This is a genomic window from uncultured Agrobacterium sp. (assembly GCA_913777615.1).
GTDB lineage: Bacteria > Pseudomonadota > Alphaproteobacteria > Rhizobiales > Rhizobiaceae > Agrobacterium.
The window spans coordinates 258,694-277,239 of record CAJYTK010000013.1 but is presented as its reverse complement, the minus strand read 5'-3'; the positions used below and the strand labels follow the sequence as shown (position 1 = coordinate 277,239).

4 protein-coding genes are annotated in these 18,546 nt (G+C 58.5%); all 4 read right to left on the bottom strand.

Going from position 1 to position 18,546, the window contains the following annotated elements:
* Positions 1-34: 34 nt before the first annotated feature.
* The 4 genes from QZ862_RS12850 to QZ862_RS12835 all read right to left on the bottom strand — a co-directional run bounded on the left by QZ862_RS12850 (position 35) and on the right by QZ862_RS12835 (position 18,543).
* Positions 35-15,439, bottom strand: coding sequence for a PLxRFG domain-containing protein (locus QZ862_RS12850; protein ID WP_296100358.1), 15,405 nt, complete (start codon positions 15,437-15,439; stop codon positions 35-37).
* A gap of 142 nt (positions 15,440-15,581) precedes the next feature.
* Positions 15,582-16,433, bottom strand: coding sequence for a hypothetical protein (locus QZ862_RS12845; RefSeq protein ID WP_296100355.1), 852 nt, complete (start codon positions 16,431-16,433; stop codon positions 15,582-15,584).
* Positions 16,434-16,546: 113 nt separating this feature from the next.
* The gene (locus QZ862_RS12840; protein WP_296100353.1) at positions 16,547-18,190 is read right to left on the bottom strand and encodes a hypothetical protein; all 1,644 of its coding nucleotides are present in this window, start codon (positions 18,188-18,190) and stop codon (positions 16,547-16,549) included.
* A 38-nt stretch (positions 18,191-18,228) separates the two neighbouring features.
* The gene (locus tag QZ862_RS12835; RefSeq protein WP_296100351.1) at positions 18,229-18,543 is read right to left on the bottom strand and encodes a hypothetical protein; all 315 of its coding nucleotides are present in this window, start codon (positions 18,541-18,543) and stop codon (positions 18,229-18,231) included.
* Positions 18,544-18,546: the final 3 nt, after the last annotated feature.

The following is an 18,546-nucleotide window of genomic DNA, read 5'->3' as shown; positions in this document are numbered from 1 at the left end:
GAGAGAAGAGCGCCGCTTTCGCGGCGCTTTTTTGTTACCGGTAGACCGGATCAGCCAGGCGCTCTCTCAGCGATGCGCCAAGCGCCTTGTTCCCGATCAGAACGCCGTCTTCGCGTTTGGCCGCGTTGGTGGCTCGTGTCTGGATCGAGCGCTTGAGGGTTTCGCCCTTGATCGGGAAACCCGCGTGGACAGGCACGGAATTAAACCGCTTGATGCTCTCGAGCACCTCTGTTGCGGCTTCTTTGTCACCTGCCATAGTCGCCATTGCCCATCTGTTGATCAGGGACTGCCGGGTGCGCTTGACGCGGGTTTCTGCGTTTTTCAGTGCGCTGTTGCGTTCCCACGTTTCTGCGATCTTCGCGGGAGTGAAGCCCATAGCCTGCGCAATGATGTCGGTTGCGTCGATCTGGTCGCCACTGAGGATCTGATCCTTGCCGATCGTCGCAACGCCGTCCTGCGAGTAGCGATAGGCCTTCATCAGGTCGCGAACCGCCTTCGGCGCCATCATCTCAATGCCGCGGGCAACGTCGCCATCATCCGTCATGACCTTGAAGCCGGTGTAAAGCTGCTCACCCAAGCTTACCGTTGCGCCGAGGCTCTGCGACAGCCAGTATTGGTACTCGTCTTTCCCCTGAAGCTCCCTTGTCGGCGAGCGGAACCACAGATCCGGCATGCCGATGCGTGAGGAGAGGTCGATTCCGAGATAATGCCCTGGCACACCGTTCAGAAGAACGCCGCCCAACTGCGGCCCAAGGATATCGACAACGTCGGCCTTAAACTGATCCTCAAACGCCATCGGGTCGTCGTCGTCACCGAAGATTGCCCCCGCGATCATCATCGCAACGCTGAAGCCCATTGTTCCTGTCACGCCAGCCATAGCCGCCATCATGCCCATCACGCCGGCGAGCTGGTACCGCGCCTCACGCCGAGCTTGCGCAGTCTCGCCCTTTACCGACTGGTGGATATCTCGCGCCACGCGATAAAGCATGTTGATGTTGTGCTGGCGGAAGACGAGAGCGACCTTTGCAAAGTCGTTCTGCAACAGTGCTGGCCTCGAGCTGTTGGAATAGTCGAAGTGCGTTTTCCATGTCAGGTCATGGGCCGTATCAATCGCGTCGGACATGTTCTGACCGGCAGAGCGAGCCATGCGGTAGGCTGCTAGTGCAGTCACCTCACGGTTCCAGACTTCGGCGCGGTGGAAGGCCCACGAAATCTTCTCCATCACCTTTGCCCGGAGAGGCGTGTACTCGACACCCGTCTCACCGACGCCGGCGAGATCATGGCTTTGCGTTCTGTCGATCAGTCCGGATTCGTAGAACGCATCCATCGCCCGACGTTCATCAGGCGTCAGGCGATCGCTCACCACACTGCCTTTGCCAGCTACAGAATCGGCGGAAGCCTTACTGAGTGCTACTGCCGCCCCTTTGAACCCTCCGAATTTGGCAGCCAGAATAGGCAGACCAAGCATGACGGTTTGGGTCATGTTGACCAGAGCGGCACCGGGCGAAGCCGCGAGGTACCAGACAAACGCGGTGCTCGTCATCGTCTGGGCAACCTTGCTTCCAGTAGGGTTCATGACCCACTTGTGGCGGCTGGAAAGTTCATTCGCCAGCGTCATGGCGCGGGTTTGGTCGTCGCTCTCTTTCGCCTGGTCAACGGCGTTATTCACCAGCTCCTGAAGCTCGAGGCCGTATTTGAGGCGCGCCATCTGGTGGGCGGCGTGGAACATGTGCGAGGAGAAGACGCGCAGCGCATCCTTGCTGTAACCCGCAGTGCCCTTACGGTGGATGAAGCGCTTGCGGGTAGACAGATCTGGCATCGACTCGAGGTATCGCTGCCATATCTGATCCATCACGTCTCCGCCGATATTGGCACCACCCAATATCTCCTCGATCTCCGCCACGATGCGCGGGTCCATAGCCTTGCGGATGTCGCCGCTGGCCTCCATCACACCGACTTCGACTTTTCCGGCCGGATATTCAGCTCGCAGCTCTCGCGCCATCCGATCGCGTTCAGCGACGGTCTCGTGCTTTGAGAAGCTCAGCACCCTTCCATCGATGTCCCGCACGGTCGCGAAATACCGACCGAAACGGCCAAGAGGAAAATATGGAGGCTGCACGCGGCTCGATTCGAACGCAATGCGCATCCGGGTCAGGCGGGCTTTCGCTGCCCATCGGGATTTCGTCGTCTCCGCCTTGTAGGCGCTGGTGGCATCTTCCTCGGCGTTCTTGCGATCAATGCCGGTCAGTCCAGCGTCCTTGATCTTCTGCATCGTGAGCTTGTAACGATCCTCGGCGTTCTTCTCAGCGATCTGCTGTGCCTTGCGGACGTTGTCGAGCAGTATCTCGTCAAGCTCCTGCGACTGCTCCCGATACGCGTCCCTGACCTTCACATACAGTTCCCGCCCCTTTGGCGGCAGCGCCATGAAACGTTTGCGCAGATGGTCATAGCCGGGGAGCGCTTTGGTCTCGTCGTCCGTAGCGGCTGGGTCGACACCCGCGAGGGTAGCGTCATGCATCAGGTCGGCAAGTTCCTGCGCCTTGGCCTTGTCTTTGCCGGCGAACCCAAGACGGGTGTATTTCAACCAATCCTGTGCCACGGAATCGGCCTCGGCATGCTTCGTCCCCCTGAAGGCATCCATCAAGCGCTTGACGCGCAGATAGTCGCCAACCGCCGTCATGTTCGATCGGGCAAGTTCTGAGAAATAGTTGAGGGGGATGGTTTTCAGGAGCGCAGGCTGCAAATCGGTCAGCTTACCGCGCAGCTCCTCGACGATGCGCGATTGGGTTACGCGTTCGACACGTCCTGGCTGTCGGTCTGCTCGGCGCTCTTTTCTCTGATAATCTGGCGCGCCTGTTTCAGATAAGCCTGCCGGTCCGGATCGCGTGCCGGCCACTGGCTCACCGATGCGTGCCAATCCCTCCACCTCTGCAACGTGTCGAACGTCGCGGGCGGGTCGTCGTGAAATCCCCTTATCGGTGCTGCCTGCTGTGCCATCGCTGATCTGTTCCTTCAGAGCGACCGCCAATTTATCGAGCTTGGCATTCAAGCCCTCGATGGCGGAAGTATCATAATTTACATTTGAGGAAATGTCGATAAGCCCGGACTTCTGGGCCAAGATTGCCGCCGCGTTGGTGTAGGCCGTATTACCAGCCTCAACCTCGATCGAACCACCAGTGACGAGAGGGCGTAAGAACGCATCGACCTGCTCGAGCGCTGAAGACAATATTTCGCGCCACTCCTTTACAGTCTGATTGGGATCAGCTGCGGCACGCATGACGGCTTCCGATTCCGGGGTGAGAACGGCGCGCATCTGCATGCCGTTTGCACCGAAGGCCCAAACAGAGTGCAACCCGGGCAAGCCCATCATTGAAATATCCGCGACACTCAGCGGGCCGTTGCTCGGGTGATTGTGGAACACGACCAGACGACGATCAGGATTGAGGAGCGCGCCATAGAGCTTGTTGTTGATACCGGTCGCTGCCTTCTTCTTGGCGGTACCAAACTCGACCACGCTTCCATCGTCATCCACGGCCATAAGGTATTCGTGCCCAGACTTTCCGAAACGAGCGATTGTGTTCTTCGCCCACTGGAAGATGGCCGTGCTATTGGGCGCAGCCGGTATGCCAACGGTTTGCAGATCATTGGCGATGGCTATGACGACAGGATCAGGACGCTTGTTCGCGATCGGCGCGTCCACATCACCAGCGTCCACCTTGACCGACGTCTCGGCACTCTTGGGCTGAGGCTTCAGCGCGTCCAAAATCCGGCGATGGCGAGCGGCGGTATCGGCAAGCTCCTGAGCGCCTTCCCACGCGCCGATCTGCTTTTGCAGGGCGGGGACCTGCGCTTTTGCCTCGCTGATGCGCTCTTTGTCGATCGCTGGCTGGTTTGCGAGGCGCTTCACGGTATTCATGATGCGCTGGGCGAGACCAGCAGCATCGACGTCGGAAGCGTCGTCGACTGGAACAGTGTATTCCCGCGCACCCTCGAGCGTTACGTTGAACGCTCTGCCAAATCCCAGAGGATCAATGCCGACCTTGAAACCGGCGTATTCGCCGATCTCGCGAACGCCTTCCTTGTCGATCAGCTCTTTTCGCATCGCCGCGACGATGGCCGCGCCAAAGTCTTTGCGCTTTTCGAACGTTTCACCCCCGACGGTACCGGCGAACTCCTCGGGAACCTTCCGCGCCAAATCGGCATCGGCTTCGACCTTTGAGAGACCACGCTGCAACCGGTCCGCTTCATCTTCGAGCGACTTGATCTTGCCCTTCACGCGATGCTGCTCACGATCGTGCTCGATAGACTGGCCCTCAAGTTGTCTCAGCTTCCGGCGCGTGTCCATCTCCTCGAGGATGAGAGGATTGCCGGAAGCGGCTGCTTTCATTTCAGCGGCGTTGGCGGCTTCGCCTGCTATGTCCTCGATTTCGCGGGTTTTCATGTCACCCTTGCGCACCTGCTGGATAAACCGCGCCTTGGCCTCGATGGTCTGCCACTGGCGAGCATCAAGCGTGTTCTTCGTGGCGTAGCGGAGGATTTCGATCTCGAAACCTTCCGGATCGGCAGCATATAGCTCATTGCCCTGGCGTATCCCTCGCCCGTCACGCTGTTCGAGGTCGGAAGGACGCCACGGCGCATCAAGGTGATGCAGCGCGACGAGGCGGTTCTGAACGTTGGTACCGGCGCCCATCTTCGCGGTAGAGCCGAAGAGGAAGCGGACGCGGCCTGAACGGACCTTTCCGAACAATTCCTCCTTCTGCGCTTCAGTGTTGGCATCGTGGATGAAGGCGATCTCGCTTTCCGGTATGCCGCGATCGATGAGCTTTTGCTTCAGGTCATCATAGACGGAGAACGTGCTCTCGAGCGCGAGCAGCTCGTCGGGAGAAATCTTGTCGAGCGCCTCGATGGCCGCCTCGTCGCCATTGTCTGCCTTCTCCATGAGGTCGCGAAGACGTGCAGCTTCTGCGGCCTGTGCCTTCTTGGGCGTCGAGAGGTCGATAAAAACCAGCTGGGTACCGCGATCTTCTTTTGACGACTTGTAGATCCGCGCCATCTCGTTTGCGGCGCGATGGATCTTCGACTTTGGGTGGTCCGGATAGCTTGGGTCGATCAGACGCATATCCAGCGCCGCCTTGCGGGCGTCCGACATGACTTTCAGCATGTTGTCTTTGCCCTTCTCGGCCTTCTTCGGCAGGTTCTCTGCCCGCCAGACAAGAGACCCATTCGGGAACACCAAGTTGCCTGCATCATCGGCCTTCCCCACGCCGATGTAAGCTGCCTGATCCGGGGAGCGCTCCACTACGATGTTGGTAGGCTTTCCGCCCTTGACCTTTGGCAGAGGGAACTTCTTGCCCTGTGCGGCAAGCTGCGCCTTGATGTCGTCGTTGGTGATGACGTCGGCGAAGCTGCGGTACCGCTGCATCAGCTCAGGAACGTTTACGAACTTGGAGAAGCGGCTGTTGAGCTTATACTGACCGGACGGCGACAGTTCCCAATCAGTGACGACTTCGCCAAAGACGCGAGCCCACGCATCGAAATGGGCAACGCCCATCGCCCGCAACGCTTTTTCATCCAGATAGCGCTGGACGGTGTACATTTCGGCCATTGTGTTCGACAGCGGAGTGCCGGTGAGGAACACAAGGTTGTTGCCACCGGTCTTTTCAAGGATGAACCGGGACTTCATGTAGAGGTCAGCAGCCTTCGAGGATCCAGCCATGTTGCCGAGGCCAGCCACGCGCTGCATCGATGTCGAATAGGCGAGGTTCTTGAACTCGTGCGCCTCGTCGACGTACAGAGCGTCAACGCCAAGCTCGTCGAAGGTGAGACCGTCATCCTTGCGACCGGAATCGAGCAGTCGCTCCATCTTGGCTTTCAGGTTGTCGCGCCACTTGGTGAGCTGCGCGACGTTTCGGCTCTTCTGCCCTGTCTCGCGCCGCACCTCCGCCATCGAGGCTTCCAGATCATCCATCTGCTGCTGGATGAACTTCGCCTCATAATTCGGATCAACGCCGATTCTGCCGAATGAGGAGTGAGCGACAATGACCGCGTCCCAATCGCCGGTGGCTATGCGAGCGAAAAGACGTTTCCGCCGTTCCTTCTCAAAATCCTGCTTTGTGGCTGCCAGCACCTTAGCGCCTGGATAAAGGCGCACGAAGTCGGCTGCCCACTGCCCGACAAGATGGTTCGGTACCACCATCATTGGTTTGCGGGCTTGGCCGGTTCGGCGCTTCTCCATGACCGAGGCGATCGCCGCGAATGTCTTCCCTGCTCCCACGGTGTGATCGGCAAGGGCGGTACCGCTCTGCAAAGTGCGCCAGATGAAATTCTTTTGGCTTGGGCGAAGCTCAATGATGTCGTCGCCGACCTTGCCCGGCAAGGTAAGGTGTGCCCCATCGAATTGCTGGATGACATCGGTATTGAACGTGTCGTTGTAGAGCCGCGCCAAATCATCGCGGCGTTTGTCATCCTGCCAGAGCCACTTACGCCATTCGGCCTTTACGCGTTCCACCTTTTCATTTGCTGCATCGGTTGCAGGCTGATTAATGATGGTCTTGCCGTCTGACGTTCTGTCGGAGATCGTGATGGTCTGACCGTTCATCACAGCACTCAGGACGGTCCCCACGCCGGCTCTGTCAGTCCCCCAAAGTGTCTGCGCCGCCGGCGTGACTTGCGAGACCGTGAGGTCCCACTTTGCATTCGCAACGGAATAATAGGCGCGCGGCTTTACCGCCCCCTGAGCGATGTGAGCAATGAAGTCTTCGACATGGTTCGCTGGCAACCATGGAGCGCCTGGCTTCACATCGATGTCGATCGCCTCGATGTCGGCTGGGATCACGTCGCGCAGCGCATTCACATTGCGGCGGTATTCCGGATCCTGCTCGGCGGCGCGTTCGGCCTCTGCAAGCTTTTGCTTCACATTGCCCGAAAGATATTGATCTGCCGTCTCATAGGCGCCCAAAGGCGTCTTGAAGATCAGAGATCCCAACTCTTCAACGATGGCTTCTTGCGACTTGCCATATAGGTCCGACATGGCCGCGAGGTTGACCCGACCATAGTCATTGAGAACCGTCGCAAGCGCATCTTTCGCGCTGCTTGCGCTGGTTGGCCGCTTATAGGGCTGCTGCGTCCGCCGCGTGAAGATCGCCGCCTTCGTCGCAGTAGGTGCGCGGGGCTTTTCTCCTGTTTTTTTGGCAAGTGCCGCGCTCAAACCCTTGTCGAAGGATTGCTCAAGAGCGCTGATCTGGGGCCACGTTGGATCGTCTCGGAATAGACGCTTGTTTGCGTCGCTGTTGATAGGTCCGTGTTTGTTTACAAAGGCATCGTAGAAGGTATTCAACCTTTTTCGCAGGTTATCAATCTGCTGATCCGATGCGGTATCACTGATCTGAGCGCGTCTCAGCTTGGCGAAAGCATCCCTCACTCGGACCATTCCAGCGACGCGCTCTTTTGCCGTCTCGTTGGCGAAATCGACTGCCTTGGATGTGGGCTGGCCGATGTGATCAGGGGTGCGGAGATGAATCGACCCGTCTGGGGCGGAGAACATCGTACCAACCTGCACGTCGTTGACAGTTTCCGGCACGGTAACTGTTTCTGTCACCCTCATGGGCACAGTATCGCCCATGATGTCCTGGGGAAGCTTCTCAACAGCCTTCGCTAACTCCGCCGCGGTGTTCTGACCGCCTCGAGCGATCAAGGCGGGCTCGTTGGGACCGTACATAGAGCCGTAGCCGCCGAACTCGCCCAGCATCATGTCGGGATTTTCGACGAAATACTTGTTGAGAGGGACGACGTTGCCGTCTCTGCCCCGATAGTCGACGACTTCGAGCCAATCGCTGCCCTTCGGGGCTGCGCCGGCTTCCCGGCGCTGTAGAATGACGATGTCCGTCGTGACTTCGGTACCGGCGTTCTTCAAGAACGCGTCATTCGGAAGACGGATAGCTCCGATGAAATCCGCCTTGGACTGGATCAGGTTGCGCGCTGCCGCCGACTGGCCGTCCAGGAACCGGTTCGTAACGACCATCGCAAGGATGCCACCTGGTCGCAAAGTCTCGATCGCCTTGGCAAAGAAGAAATTATGGATCGACAGCTTGTTGAGATGCGTTCGCTCTTTGTCGTAGAGCTTTTCGGAACCGAAGGGCGGATTACCGATCGCCAGATCAAAGTAGGAATCGGGGACGCTCAGCTTCTCAAAGCCAATTGGGGCCTGAATGTTCGCCGATGGATAAAGGTTCTTGGCGATACTGCCCGTGATACGGTCCAGCTCCACGCCGGTGACGTGAGAGGTGCCGCGCACTTCGCCCGGCATCAGGCCGAGGAAGTTTCCGGCCCCAACGGACGGCTCAAGCACCTGGCCTCCCTTAAAGCCGAGGCGCTGCACAATCGACCACGCTGCACCGACAATTTCAGGCGACGTGTAGTGCGCGTTCCTCGTCGATGACTCGGCGGCGCTGTATTCTTCCTTCGTCAGCAGCGACTTCAGCTCCGCCGCTTGCTTTTCCCAGCCCTTGGCGACGCTGCCATCTTCACGAGGGAAGGCAGCCCGCAAGCCGCCCCATCCTACCCACTTCGCGAGAACAGATTGCTCATCGCGGGTTGCCGGCCTCTTCTGCTCGTCGAGCTGCTTGACCAACTCAATGGCGGCGACGTTCGATCGGAATTTTGCCTTCTGTCCGCCCTCGCCCAATGCATCGCCATCGGTGATGACATAGTCCGACGGGCGCTGCTGCGCTGGCACCGCCCCCGCGGATTGGACATCGGAGGGCTTCGATGCTATGTTGTCTTTGGTGCTGGTCTGTCGGCTAGCGATGGCATCCGACGGGTCTGTAGAAGCGGTGTCTGACGTGGCGCTTTTACCAGCACTTTCACCCGACGACTGGCCTTCCCAGATTTCACTTAGGCTTTGAGAGCTTGCGTTTGCTCGTCTGAGCACGTTTGTATCATATGCCGTCAGAAGCCACGTCTTGGCGTTACCGTCATAGTCTAGCCGTATGCCCGCCCGGCCATTGTCGCTCACAAGCTGGATGCGGCGCTCTGTTCTCGAAGCCGGATCGACATGAAGGCCATCGATAAAGCCCTGCAAATCGGCCAGAACTTCCGGATGCCAAGCGATCAATTTCGCCAAGCCAGAGCCGTCGTGCTGATTGTTCCCCGCCTTGCCCCACACCAGATCGATGGGGCCGACCTCTCTATGTGACAGAGCTCCAATCGCGTCGCCGCTTTGACGTTTTTCCAGTTCGACCGCAGCCTCGCGCCATTTGCCCTCGTAACCGCGAAGGATCGGCCCGAATGGTCCTTCTTCTACCTGATCTCGACGGTTCTCTGTCCGCTGCGAGCCGCGCTCATCAGATCCTGCGACGTCTGGCTCTGCCGCTCGGTCTGCTGGCTTCCTTCTGGTGGTAGCAACAGGTAATTCTCCCTCACCATCTGCCACGCCTCGTCCGGCTTGAACCCGCTCTGCTCGAGCTGGTCCGCTTCTTGATAAGTCTGCTCCGCGGCTGCCTTCAGCGCTTCGTCCAGCGTCCCGGCCGCTTTCAGCTCTCGGTACCGCTTTGGAAGAAACTCCTTCCAGTGCTGGCGCCCCAGCTCGATCCAGTTGTTCAGGTTCATTGATGGCTCCGGTGAAGCTGTTAACGTCGGCGGACTCGACTTCGGCGGCGCTGGAAATGCCTTCAAAGGTCGCTGCGCGAGGATCATATTTCACCCCCATATACCACGATTTGAGGTAAGGGCGCGCACCTTCACCAAGGTCCGCCAGCATAGCCGAAGCATATGCGGCGAATGTGCGTGCGCCCTTCTCGATGTGGTAGCCGGCAAGAGTGATACCTGCTTGCAGCAGTTCCGGGTCGATACCGCTGTTCAGTGTGTTCCCAGACAGCTTTCTGCGCAGCAGCTCGCGGGCCTTCGTCGCCGCATCTTCTGTGAAAAGCTTGTTCTCAGAGACGATCGGAGCAGGCTTGGCAGGCTTTACCTCTGGTGTTGTGGATACAGACTTCGTAGCATTGTCCTGCGGTCGCGAAGCAGCCACGGCATCTCGAGCGGCTGCATCCCGCCTCATATCCTCAAGCGAGACTGCAAATTCCTTCCGGATCGCGTCAGCGAGGTCTTTCCCGCGCAGAACGACGCGCTGATTTCCATTGTCCTTTTCAAGCGTGATGGTGACGATCGGCCCCTTCCGGGTTTCGATCATGTAGCGATTGCCGCCTGCGCCGCCCTCGCCCCAGCGCTGCTCTATGAGCTGTAACAGGTCCTTGTCGCCGACCTTGGCTTTCACCGCGTCGGAGATTGGCGTGTCACCGCCATTGGTGCTGGCGATCCGGCTCAGCGCGTCCGAGACGGCATCGGCGTCGCTACCCCACACGTCAGACCAAGGATGCGCGCTTGGATCAAGCTCCGTACCTTTCCCGCTGCGGATCGCAGGTGTCGTTCGCTCTCGCTCGAGGACCTCGAAGCGCTTGCCTCTCTGAACGACCTCGTGGGTATCGGCGATCTTGTTCTTGGCGACGTAACCGTCGGCCTTCTCCTGCGATGCAAACCACTTCGGCGCGAAGGGTTCTGATGTCTTGCCGGACTTGAGCCACGTTTTGAAATCGCCAAGCGTGGTCTGGGTGATGTCGCCCAGCCCCTTCCAGTCAGCCGTGTAGTTTTCGAGGTATGCGGCACGTGCCTGCGCTTCGTTGTCAAAGCCAGCCATCACCTTGTGCTCGTCGAACCGACCGCGCGCGGGGTCTTTCTGGTCGACGACAAAGATCGGCGAGGAATCGTCCAGCGTTTCGGTGCCAGGACGGACGAATATGTCGATGTGATCCTTATCGCGCCCTACGGTACCGCGGATGTAGCCGTAATGGCTCTTCATATCGACGGACCACGCTTTGCCAGACGATGAAACGCCCTTGCGTTTGGACCCTGCGGGGTTCTCGATCGAGATATCGAGTCCGCCGAGCTTCAGACGACCAACCTTATAGTTCCCGGCTTCCTTTTGAGCTTGAGTTGGCTCTGGTCGATCGTTCGTCGGTGAGGTGGCTGCCTCATTTGCCGCAGTGTCCGCGCTGCCACCTACTTCGACAATCTCATTGCCTGCATGCATCCGGCTGTAAGCCGCGTACCCTGGAACATCGTCAACAGGGTTCCAAAGCTCGAGTGGATATCTGCCCACCGCGGGTGTGTCGTGGATCGTGATGTCGCGCCCTTCGGGTGATGCGCCCCAACCGTTTTCTTTGCTGTTCCACGTGACCAGCGTGGCCTTTCCGTCTTTGATCGCGACGCGAGCACCCTTCTCTGGGCTGGCAAGAGACAGTCCAGCAGCGCTCAGGCTGGAAGCGTTCGTGTCCACATAAACGGTTTTCGCCGTGCGGGGCTTAATGCCGCTATCACCTTCATGGCCCGGTTGGTCGCGCAGAGCCTTGTTGCGGGTCGTGGTGCCATCGCTGTATACTTTGTACTCACTGCCCTTGGCTGTTCTGAAGGTCTGCTGCCCGGCCAGCGTCGCGACATCTTCCGCCGCGGCGCGCTGCGCGTCCCGCACGTCGGTCAGCTTCTTCCGGATGCCCGGCGTCATACCCGCCCATGTCAGCCGCTCAGAGCGCTTGACGCCCGCTTGTTCAAGAATGGACTTGCGATCCTGTGAGGTCAGATCGACGTCCCACCAGGTCGCGCCATCATCGGCGGTCTGTGCAGGTGTCTCACCGGCCTCTTTCGCCAGTGCTGACTGACGCTGTTTCAGCAAGCGATCGTTCACAGCATGCATGTTGACCGGAAGCTTGGATTTCGCCTGTTTAGCGGCTCGCTCTGCGCGGTACCGATAGTCATCGGCCAAGGTAGCCAGATCCGACACCTTGATGCGAAACTCATCAGCGAGCCGCTTACGCTCTTGCGGCAAGACGCTGTCCATATCGATCTGGGAGGTGCCACCAAGCTTTTTGGCTATGATCTGTTCGCGGGCAAGGTCGTAGAGCGCGGCGTGCTTCTCGTCAGGGAGCAAAACGGTCTTGTCGCCGATCTTTCGGCTATTCGGGCCTGCATCGCCGATCTCGCGCTCGATAGGCGGATCACGCTCGAGGTCCTGTTGTTCGACTTGCGCCGGCGTCAGGCCGTTGACCTTCATTGACTCGAGGGGCACCTGATAGGCTTTGCCCTCACCATTGACGACGACTGCCTCGGAACCGCCGTTCTCATATCGCTCAATTCGGGCAGAGAAGCGGCCTGCTGCCGGATCAACAACAATGACGCGCTGGCCTGGCTGCGGCCTTGTGGGTCGCTTTTCAGTCGCGGGGATATCTTCGGACCGTGGCGGCATTTCTGACGTCACCTCCGCCGACATGGGCGGTAATGGCTCCAGCGCCGGGTCTGCCGAATGCTCGGGCATACCGTCTTGGGACTTTTCCGGATACTGGTAGTCAGCGACCGGAGGGGCAATCTCGGTCAGGTTCGCCAACGGCACCTGATAGACTTCGCCGCTTCCGCTATCGACCACGACGGCCTCGTCCCCCTCGTAACCTTCGACGGTACCCATGAAAGGATCAACGCCTTCAGCTTCGACGCGCACGGTGGATTTGACGCCGGGACGGCCATCGATCGGGACACCAGCATTCGCGGCTGCCCCGCGGTCTGCCTGGCGCTGCTGGCCGTGATCAGCTGCTCGACGAAGAGGTCCGCGGTCATCTGGCTCGACTGGCGCTGTTGGTTCCGGTGCTGCCTGCCCAGCTTCCGGGGATGGGCCTGTGTTGTGTGCGGCCGGACGAGCGACGCCACCAACTGCCCCCATGCCGCCGCCCATTGCGCCACCGGCTGCAACGCCGCTCGCCACGGATTCGCCCAAACCTTCCGTCAGGTCCTGATCAGGCTTCACTCGTGCCACCGCAGCGTTTTCGGCGATGGTCTGGCCGGCGCTCTGCGGTGCTTCTTCGAAGATGCCTTCGCCAACCATCCCCTTGGCAGCGCCGACGCCGATACGGCGGGCAACCCCGCCTTCTACGCCTTCCGCGATAATTTTGGCGAGCGCGCGATCGCCCATGCCGCCGAATGCGCCTGTGATCACTCCAGCGGTTAAAAGCGCCTGTGTCTGAGCGTCTTCGCTGATCGCTTTAATCGCAGCGTCTTCCGACATGCCGCCAGCGACGAGCTGCTTCACAGCATCGGAAGCGAGCAGCTGCTCGCGCGGGATTTCAGCGATGCGCTGCTTGACCGACAGGGCAGCATCAGCGCCGCCCAACAGGCCTTCTGAAATGCCGCCCGCGATCGTCGCCGTTTTGGCAGCGGTAGCTGACGCAACTTCCAGCGTAGCGCCGGTCGCTCTGGCTGTGAGGAACGCGCCTCGAGCGAGAATGCCGGAAGGCGCCATGGTCGCGATAGTGGCTGGTGCGCTTTCGGCAATGGTACCGAGATAGCTGCGCGGGTCCTTCCATGCCGGTCCGAGCGTCTTGGTATCTTCGTTCCACCATTTCTTCTCTCGAGCCGCCTCACCCTCTGGTGAGAGGCTGCCGGACATGCGGTCGATGCTCTCTTGCGCCTGTTCGTTTTGCGTCTTGCCCGCCCACCAGCGGTCAATGCCGTCCAGCGCTTCGTTGATCCTGTCGCCGCCAGGCAGTTTCGACACAATGAGCCGGTTGAGGTTGCTGATGGACTGTGAGGTGCTGCCCGCGCCCATACCGAACCGGCGCACCAGGTCGCCAGCGATGCCCGAAGAGCGGAACTTTTCGTCCCACTGCTTCTGCCAATCCGCTAGCTCGCTTTCGTTGATGACAGCGTAGCGCCCTTTGCCATCGGTCAGTCGCCTCTCGACGTCCTGATTGTGGGCTGACGTTTCAGCCTCAATGCGCGCTCGCTCGACGCGTTGCGCTTCAGCTGCCGTTGCATCGGCACGTGCTTGCGCTGTAGCCTTGGCTTCCGCTTCGAAGGGATTGGTGGAACCTGCATATAGCCCAAGTCCGTCGCTTGGTGCGTAGGTGTCGTCCACGACTATGCCACGCTGAGCAGCTGCTCCACCCGCTTCGCTTCTAGCTTTCGCCGCAGCTACTGCGGCGGACTCGCTGGGGAACCGGGGAAATGTTGTTCCGCTAACGGCTTCGTATTTCTGCATAGCGCCAAGAATGCCTTCTTCGTCATCCGGTGCGAATTGCTGTGGGCCGCTCTTGCTCATCCACAACGAAGGCACGTTGACCCACTTCCCGTCCGGAAGCTGCCACGTTGTGCTGATTTCTGTTGAGTAAGAGCCGCCTGCGTTTGGTCTGCTTTCGCCGGGTTTAAAGGGGCGAAGCTCAGGGCCATCCGGATTATCTCCCTGGGCGAAAGCGAGCGCTTCGCGTGACGCTCCACCGGGATCGGCGGCTACTTCCTTAAACCACTCCGGCGCGTTCGGCATATTGCGCGCCGACTTGTCGAACATGAACCACGGCGTGCCCTTGCCCGTCTGATCCTTCATGTCGACGTGGAGCATGTCTGGACTGTTCTTGTAGGTGATGAAGCGTCGGGCACCGCGAGAATACAGCTCGCGCACCAGCTTGGCCCGTTCACCCTCGCTCATTCCCTTCATGGAGATGTCGGACGCCGTTCCGTCTGCATGCTCGCCCGGGCCGCCTGGCTTTGCCGCCTCGACACTATGCGTCGGAGACCGATATCCGGAGTTGATCGTGAAATCGCGCCCCATCGCTTTCGACGTCTCGGTGAGGATCGCAGCGAATTGTGGTGCAATCTTCTCTTGGCCGGGATGCACAAAATTAAGCTTGCCGCCGCCGCTGTTCTCTTTTTCTTCCGGCTCCCTGACGAGCCTCGCCAGTCCCTTTCCGCTTGGATTGGGAACGTCGGACTTTTCTTCACCTTTCAGCAGGTCGCCGAACTGGCCTTTCGGGCCCAACAAGCCCAGCCCGTCGTTTTCTGACACGAAGGCTGTCTCAGCGTTGGGCGCCTTGTCGCCTGCCTTCGAATTGTAGAAGAGGTGGCTGCCGATCCGTTTAGTCTCGGCCATGGATTTAGCCCAAGACGGGTTCACATAGTCGGCGTGATAATGATCCGCGCCACCGGTAGGGTCGACACCCTCTCCAGCCATGACAGATCGGAGAATATTCTCTGCCCTCGCACGCACTTGCGGGTCGCGCATTGCTTCCTGCGCTTTCGGACCCGGCTTGGAATATCCGGTGAACTGGTCTGGATCTCTGACGACATCACCGATCGACTGGCCGCGGATCTTTGAGCGGTTCTGGATGACATGAGCCACGCCGGCCATGCCTTCGTCGCCCTCGCCGGCTGCCTCGGCAATGACAGTATTGACGGTGTCGTTCCAGTCGCGTTCCGACATGCCTTCAGGCATAACAGCACGCATATTCTGATGCTGGTTTGGTGCTGTTGCACTATCGGATGATGGAGCTAGACCTGGTGCATCGCCACCGAAAAGGTTGAGCGGGTCTTTCCACTCGGCATCATCGCCGAGTCCGATAACGATTGGCATGCGTGGGCTCCTATCGAGAAGCCGCACTCATGCGCGGACGGTAAGATATCGTTTATAATTGGGAGCAGTAGGGATTGAAAGCTGCTAGAGTGGAAGGAAGTCAGAAATCAACCGAAAGACCCAACTGCACATTTTCAAAGCTTTACTCAGCTTGCCATAAAAGCCACTCAAACCACTTGTCCAACTCCGACCTGGGATAAGCGACAAAATTTTGCGCGTTAATCGATCGGAGATCTACGGGGACAATAGGATCGAGATTCTCGAAGATTAGAGACAGCGTCGCTCTCCGTTTGGACGCCACATCAATTGGACCGTGTGCTAGACGATCGTAGTGGAAATTCATGGCGAACATAACTGCAACGACCCGATTGGTGCTGCGCATGAACGCCATCGCTATCTCTTCCAGGAGTCGATTGCTCTCCTGCGAGCGGTGTAGGCCCCAACTCTCGGGAAGACTGCAATAAATGATCCCCGGCTCGTCTGGTGGTAGCTGACGTCTCTTTTTTCCGAGTTTATTGAAGATTGCACCCTCTGAGAACGAAGACGCGTGGATCGATGTAACCTCTACATTAAGGGTGCTGCCATTTCGCTTCAGCCTAAAATCGAAGTCGCCTTGTTTCACGCCAGTTTCTGGTTTTGCTATGACTTCCCAACCCGACCTGTGAAAATAAGATGCAGCAAGCACTTCTTCGAAGGCTGTCTCAAAATCCTTTCGCGATAATCGCCGCATAAACTCGGAGTATGTCGCTGTGCCATACCAGTAAAAGGTTGCTCTCGCGAGCATTACGCACTTCCAGAGTTTTTCGTCGCTGACTTCGCCTCCGCTTATGAAGGACTTGAAAAGACGGTCCGATAATTTCGGTGAAATATGATGGGAAATGACGTTGAGACAAACTATCAGATATTTTTGATATCTATCAAAATGGGATACCTGTTTAAGTTTTGCAGTCATCGAGTTGGAGAAAGAACGACCTATGATGTCTTCGTATTTCATTTCTAACCCATCTCGGTTCTGATATGAGCCGGAATCATGCATCAACACCAGTAAATGCTAAATAAAGTATCTGGCACACGATGACGTCTGCCCTAAAATTACTTTGCCGTCACCTAGAAAAGTTTTGATTTATTGTCCTGAGATAGCCTCTCAGACATCTGCTTGACCAGCACTGGCATCGGGTGTAGCCCGTCGCCATAGTTCACCGGGATCTGGTAGAGGCGTGCGCCAACAGGGCAGACGAGCGAAATGGCGGCCTGAAGCGTGATTGTATTTCCTGCAATCGATGCGATGGTGCCACCAGCACCCACCAATGTTGCGCCGTCGGCGGAATAGACGCGCAACTGTTGCTCGGGCTGATACAGCGATCCGTCAATCACCTTGAACGTCTGATAAGTTGCCGTCCCGTCAAACCCTGCCGCTTCACTCAGCGTTGACCATGGCAATTCATCGTAGGTCGGGTGCTTCGCCACGCCCGCGGCACCCTGCCACGCTGACAATGTGTCTATGCAGGCATCCGCCACGCCATCTTTCAAAGCTATGAGATCATCTCGAAGTCGCCATTTGCCCGTCGAATCGGTCGTGTCGGCAGGCCAAACGTTGTTGGTCGCATAGGCCATAGAGCCCACATCTTTGTATTCCTGGCTATTTGCCCCACGTCCAAGCGGCACCAGATGGACAAGACGAACGCCCGCGTAACGGGAGCGAACACGGCTGGCGAGGCCGGTCATTCGGCTCCACCACGTAGAATAAGGCGTGGTAGTGTCGTTTTGGCCAAGCTGGTTCAGGACGGCGGTAAATGGTTTCTTTCCGCTATTGAAAGATGTGATCTGGTCGAGAATGTCCCATCGGCGGGTTGCGATTGTCGAGCCGCTACCTGTAAGTTCACGTACAGCCGCGGCGCCCGGCATGCCTATCACCAGATGAGGTATGCGACCGATTCCGCCCTTCTTGTCCAGCCACTTGCGAAGCCAGCCGATATTCCCGCGCGCATCGGCGTTTGGCCCGTATTCCTGGCGAGCCTCACCAATACTGTCAGTGAGAACGACAACAACAGGCCGCCCATCCCAATCACCTTTGGCAACCATGAAATCGGGTCCGTAGTGCTGATACTGCGACTGTTGCCCATATCCACTGCCTCCCGCTGAACTCGTCAAAGCTATCGTACTCGCGGCGTCAGGAGTGGCTTTGAAGGCTTGGATTTCAGCGAGGCTTGCGCCGCCCCAGACGCGTTCACCGCGATGATATTGGACACGATAGACCGGCCAAACTTTGTCCCCTACCGTGGCAACATGGTAGAGCGTCCACAGTTCAAGATCTGCTTCTGCATCCACGTCGCCCGGAATGGTGAGCGGGTCCGTCCAAATGCCGTTCGTCTGGTCGGCAATGATCGCGCCAGCACTGCCACCATTAAAGGTAGCTGGATAGAATTGCTCTTTATACCGTATTAGGAACTCATCAATGATGACGGAATTGCCGGGTGTCCCTACAGTGCCGGTAACAATGGTTTCCTGTGGCGAGTTTCCGCCCTCTGTCGAAGCGAACCCTGGAAAGTGGAAGCGGAAAGTTCTGGTCTTATACTCCGGGCATCCGACTTTGATTTTCGTCGCAAGATAGTTGTTGTTTGCCACCGTCGTGTAGAGCGGGCCGGAAGGCATTCGATTGCGCGAGGCGAAGAACATATAGCGATCGGGATCGACCGGTGTCACCGCCCCACCAGACCTGCCCACAGCGAGCGAGTTGACAGCCATAGGCATTGAAACGCTCGCACGAAGAGACCGGCGCAGCCCCACCATTATGCGGCCACCCAAGCAGCCTTATCGCCCGGCTCGACGTAAATGTCGTGCGGCGCGTCAGAGGCGCGGAGAGCGAAACGGGGGCTCGCTCCTGCATTCGGCACCTTACCAACGCTCAGGAAGATATCGACGGTGTTGGTGATGCGGAGGATCGGTTTCATACCGCCGTTATCTGCTGCGCCGTTCGTCGTTGGCACGCCGGCGGCGGGCTCCTCCGACCACTGAGGAAGCCGCAGAAGCGCTTGCTTCGACGTCGGCTGATTGCCGTCGCCGCCTGCAAAGCCGCAAATGATGTGAACAGAAGGGAGTGCCATCGC

Bases quoted from the DNA above. Each gene is read 5' to 3' on its own strand.
- QZ862_RS12850 (WP_296100358.1), bottom strand. From the start codon at position 15,439: ATGCCAATCGTTATCGGACTCGGCGATGATGCCGAGTGGAAAGACCCG.
- QZ862_RS12845 (WP_296100355.1), bottom strand. From the start codon at position 16,433: ATGAAATACGAAGACATCATAGGTCGTTCTTTCTCCAACTCGATGACT.
- QZ862_RS12840 (WP_296100353.1), bottom strand. From the start codon at position 18,190: ATGCCTATGGCTGTCAACTCGCTCGCTGTGGGCAGGTCTGGTGGGGCG.
- QZ862_RS12835 (WP_296100351.1), bottom strand. From the start codon at position 18,543: ATGGCACTCCCTTCTGTTCACATCATTTGCGGCTTTGCAGGCGGCGAC.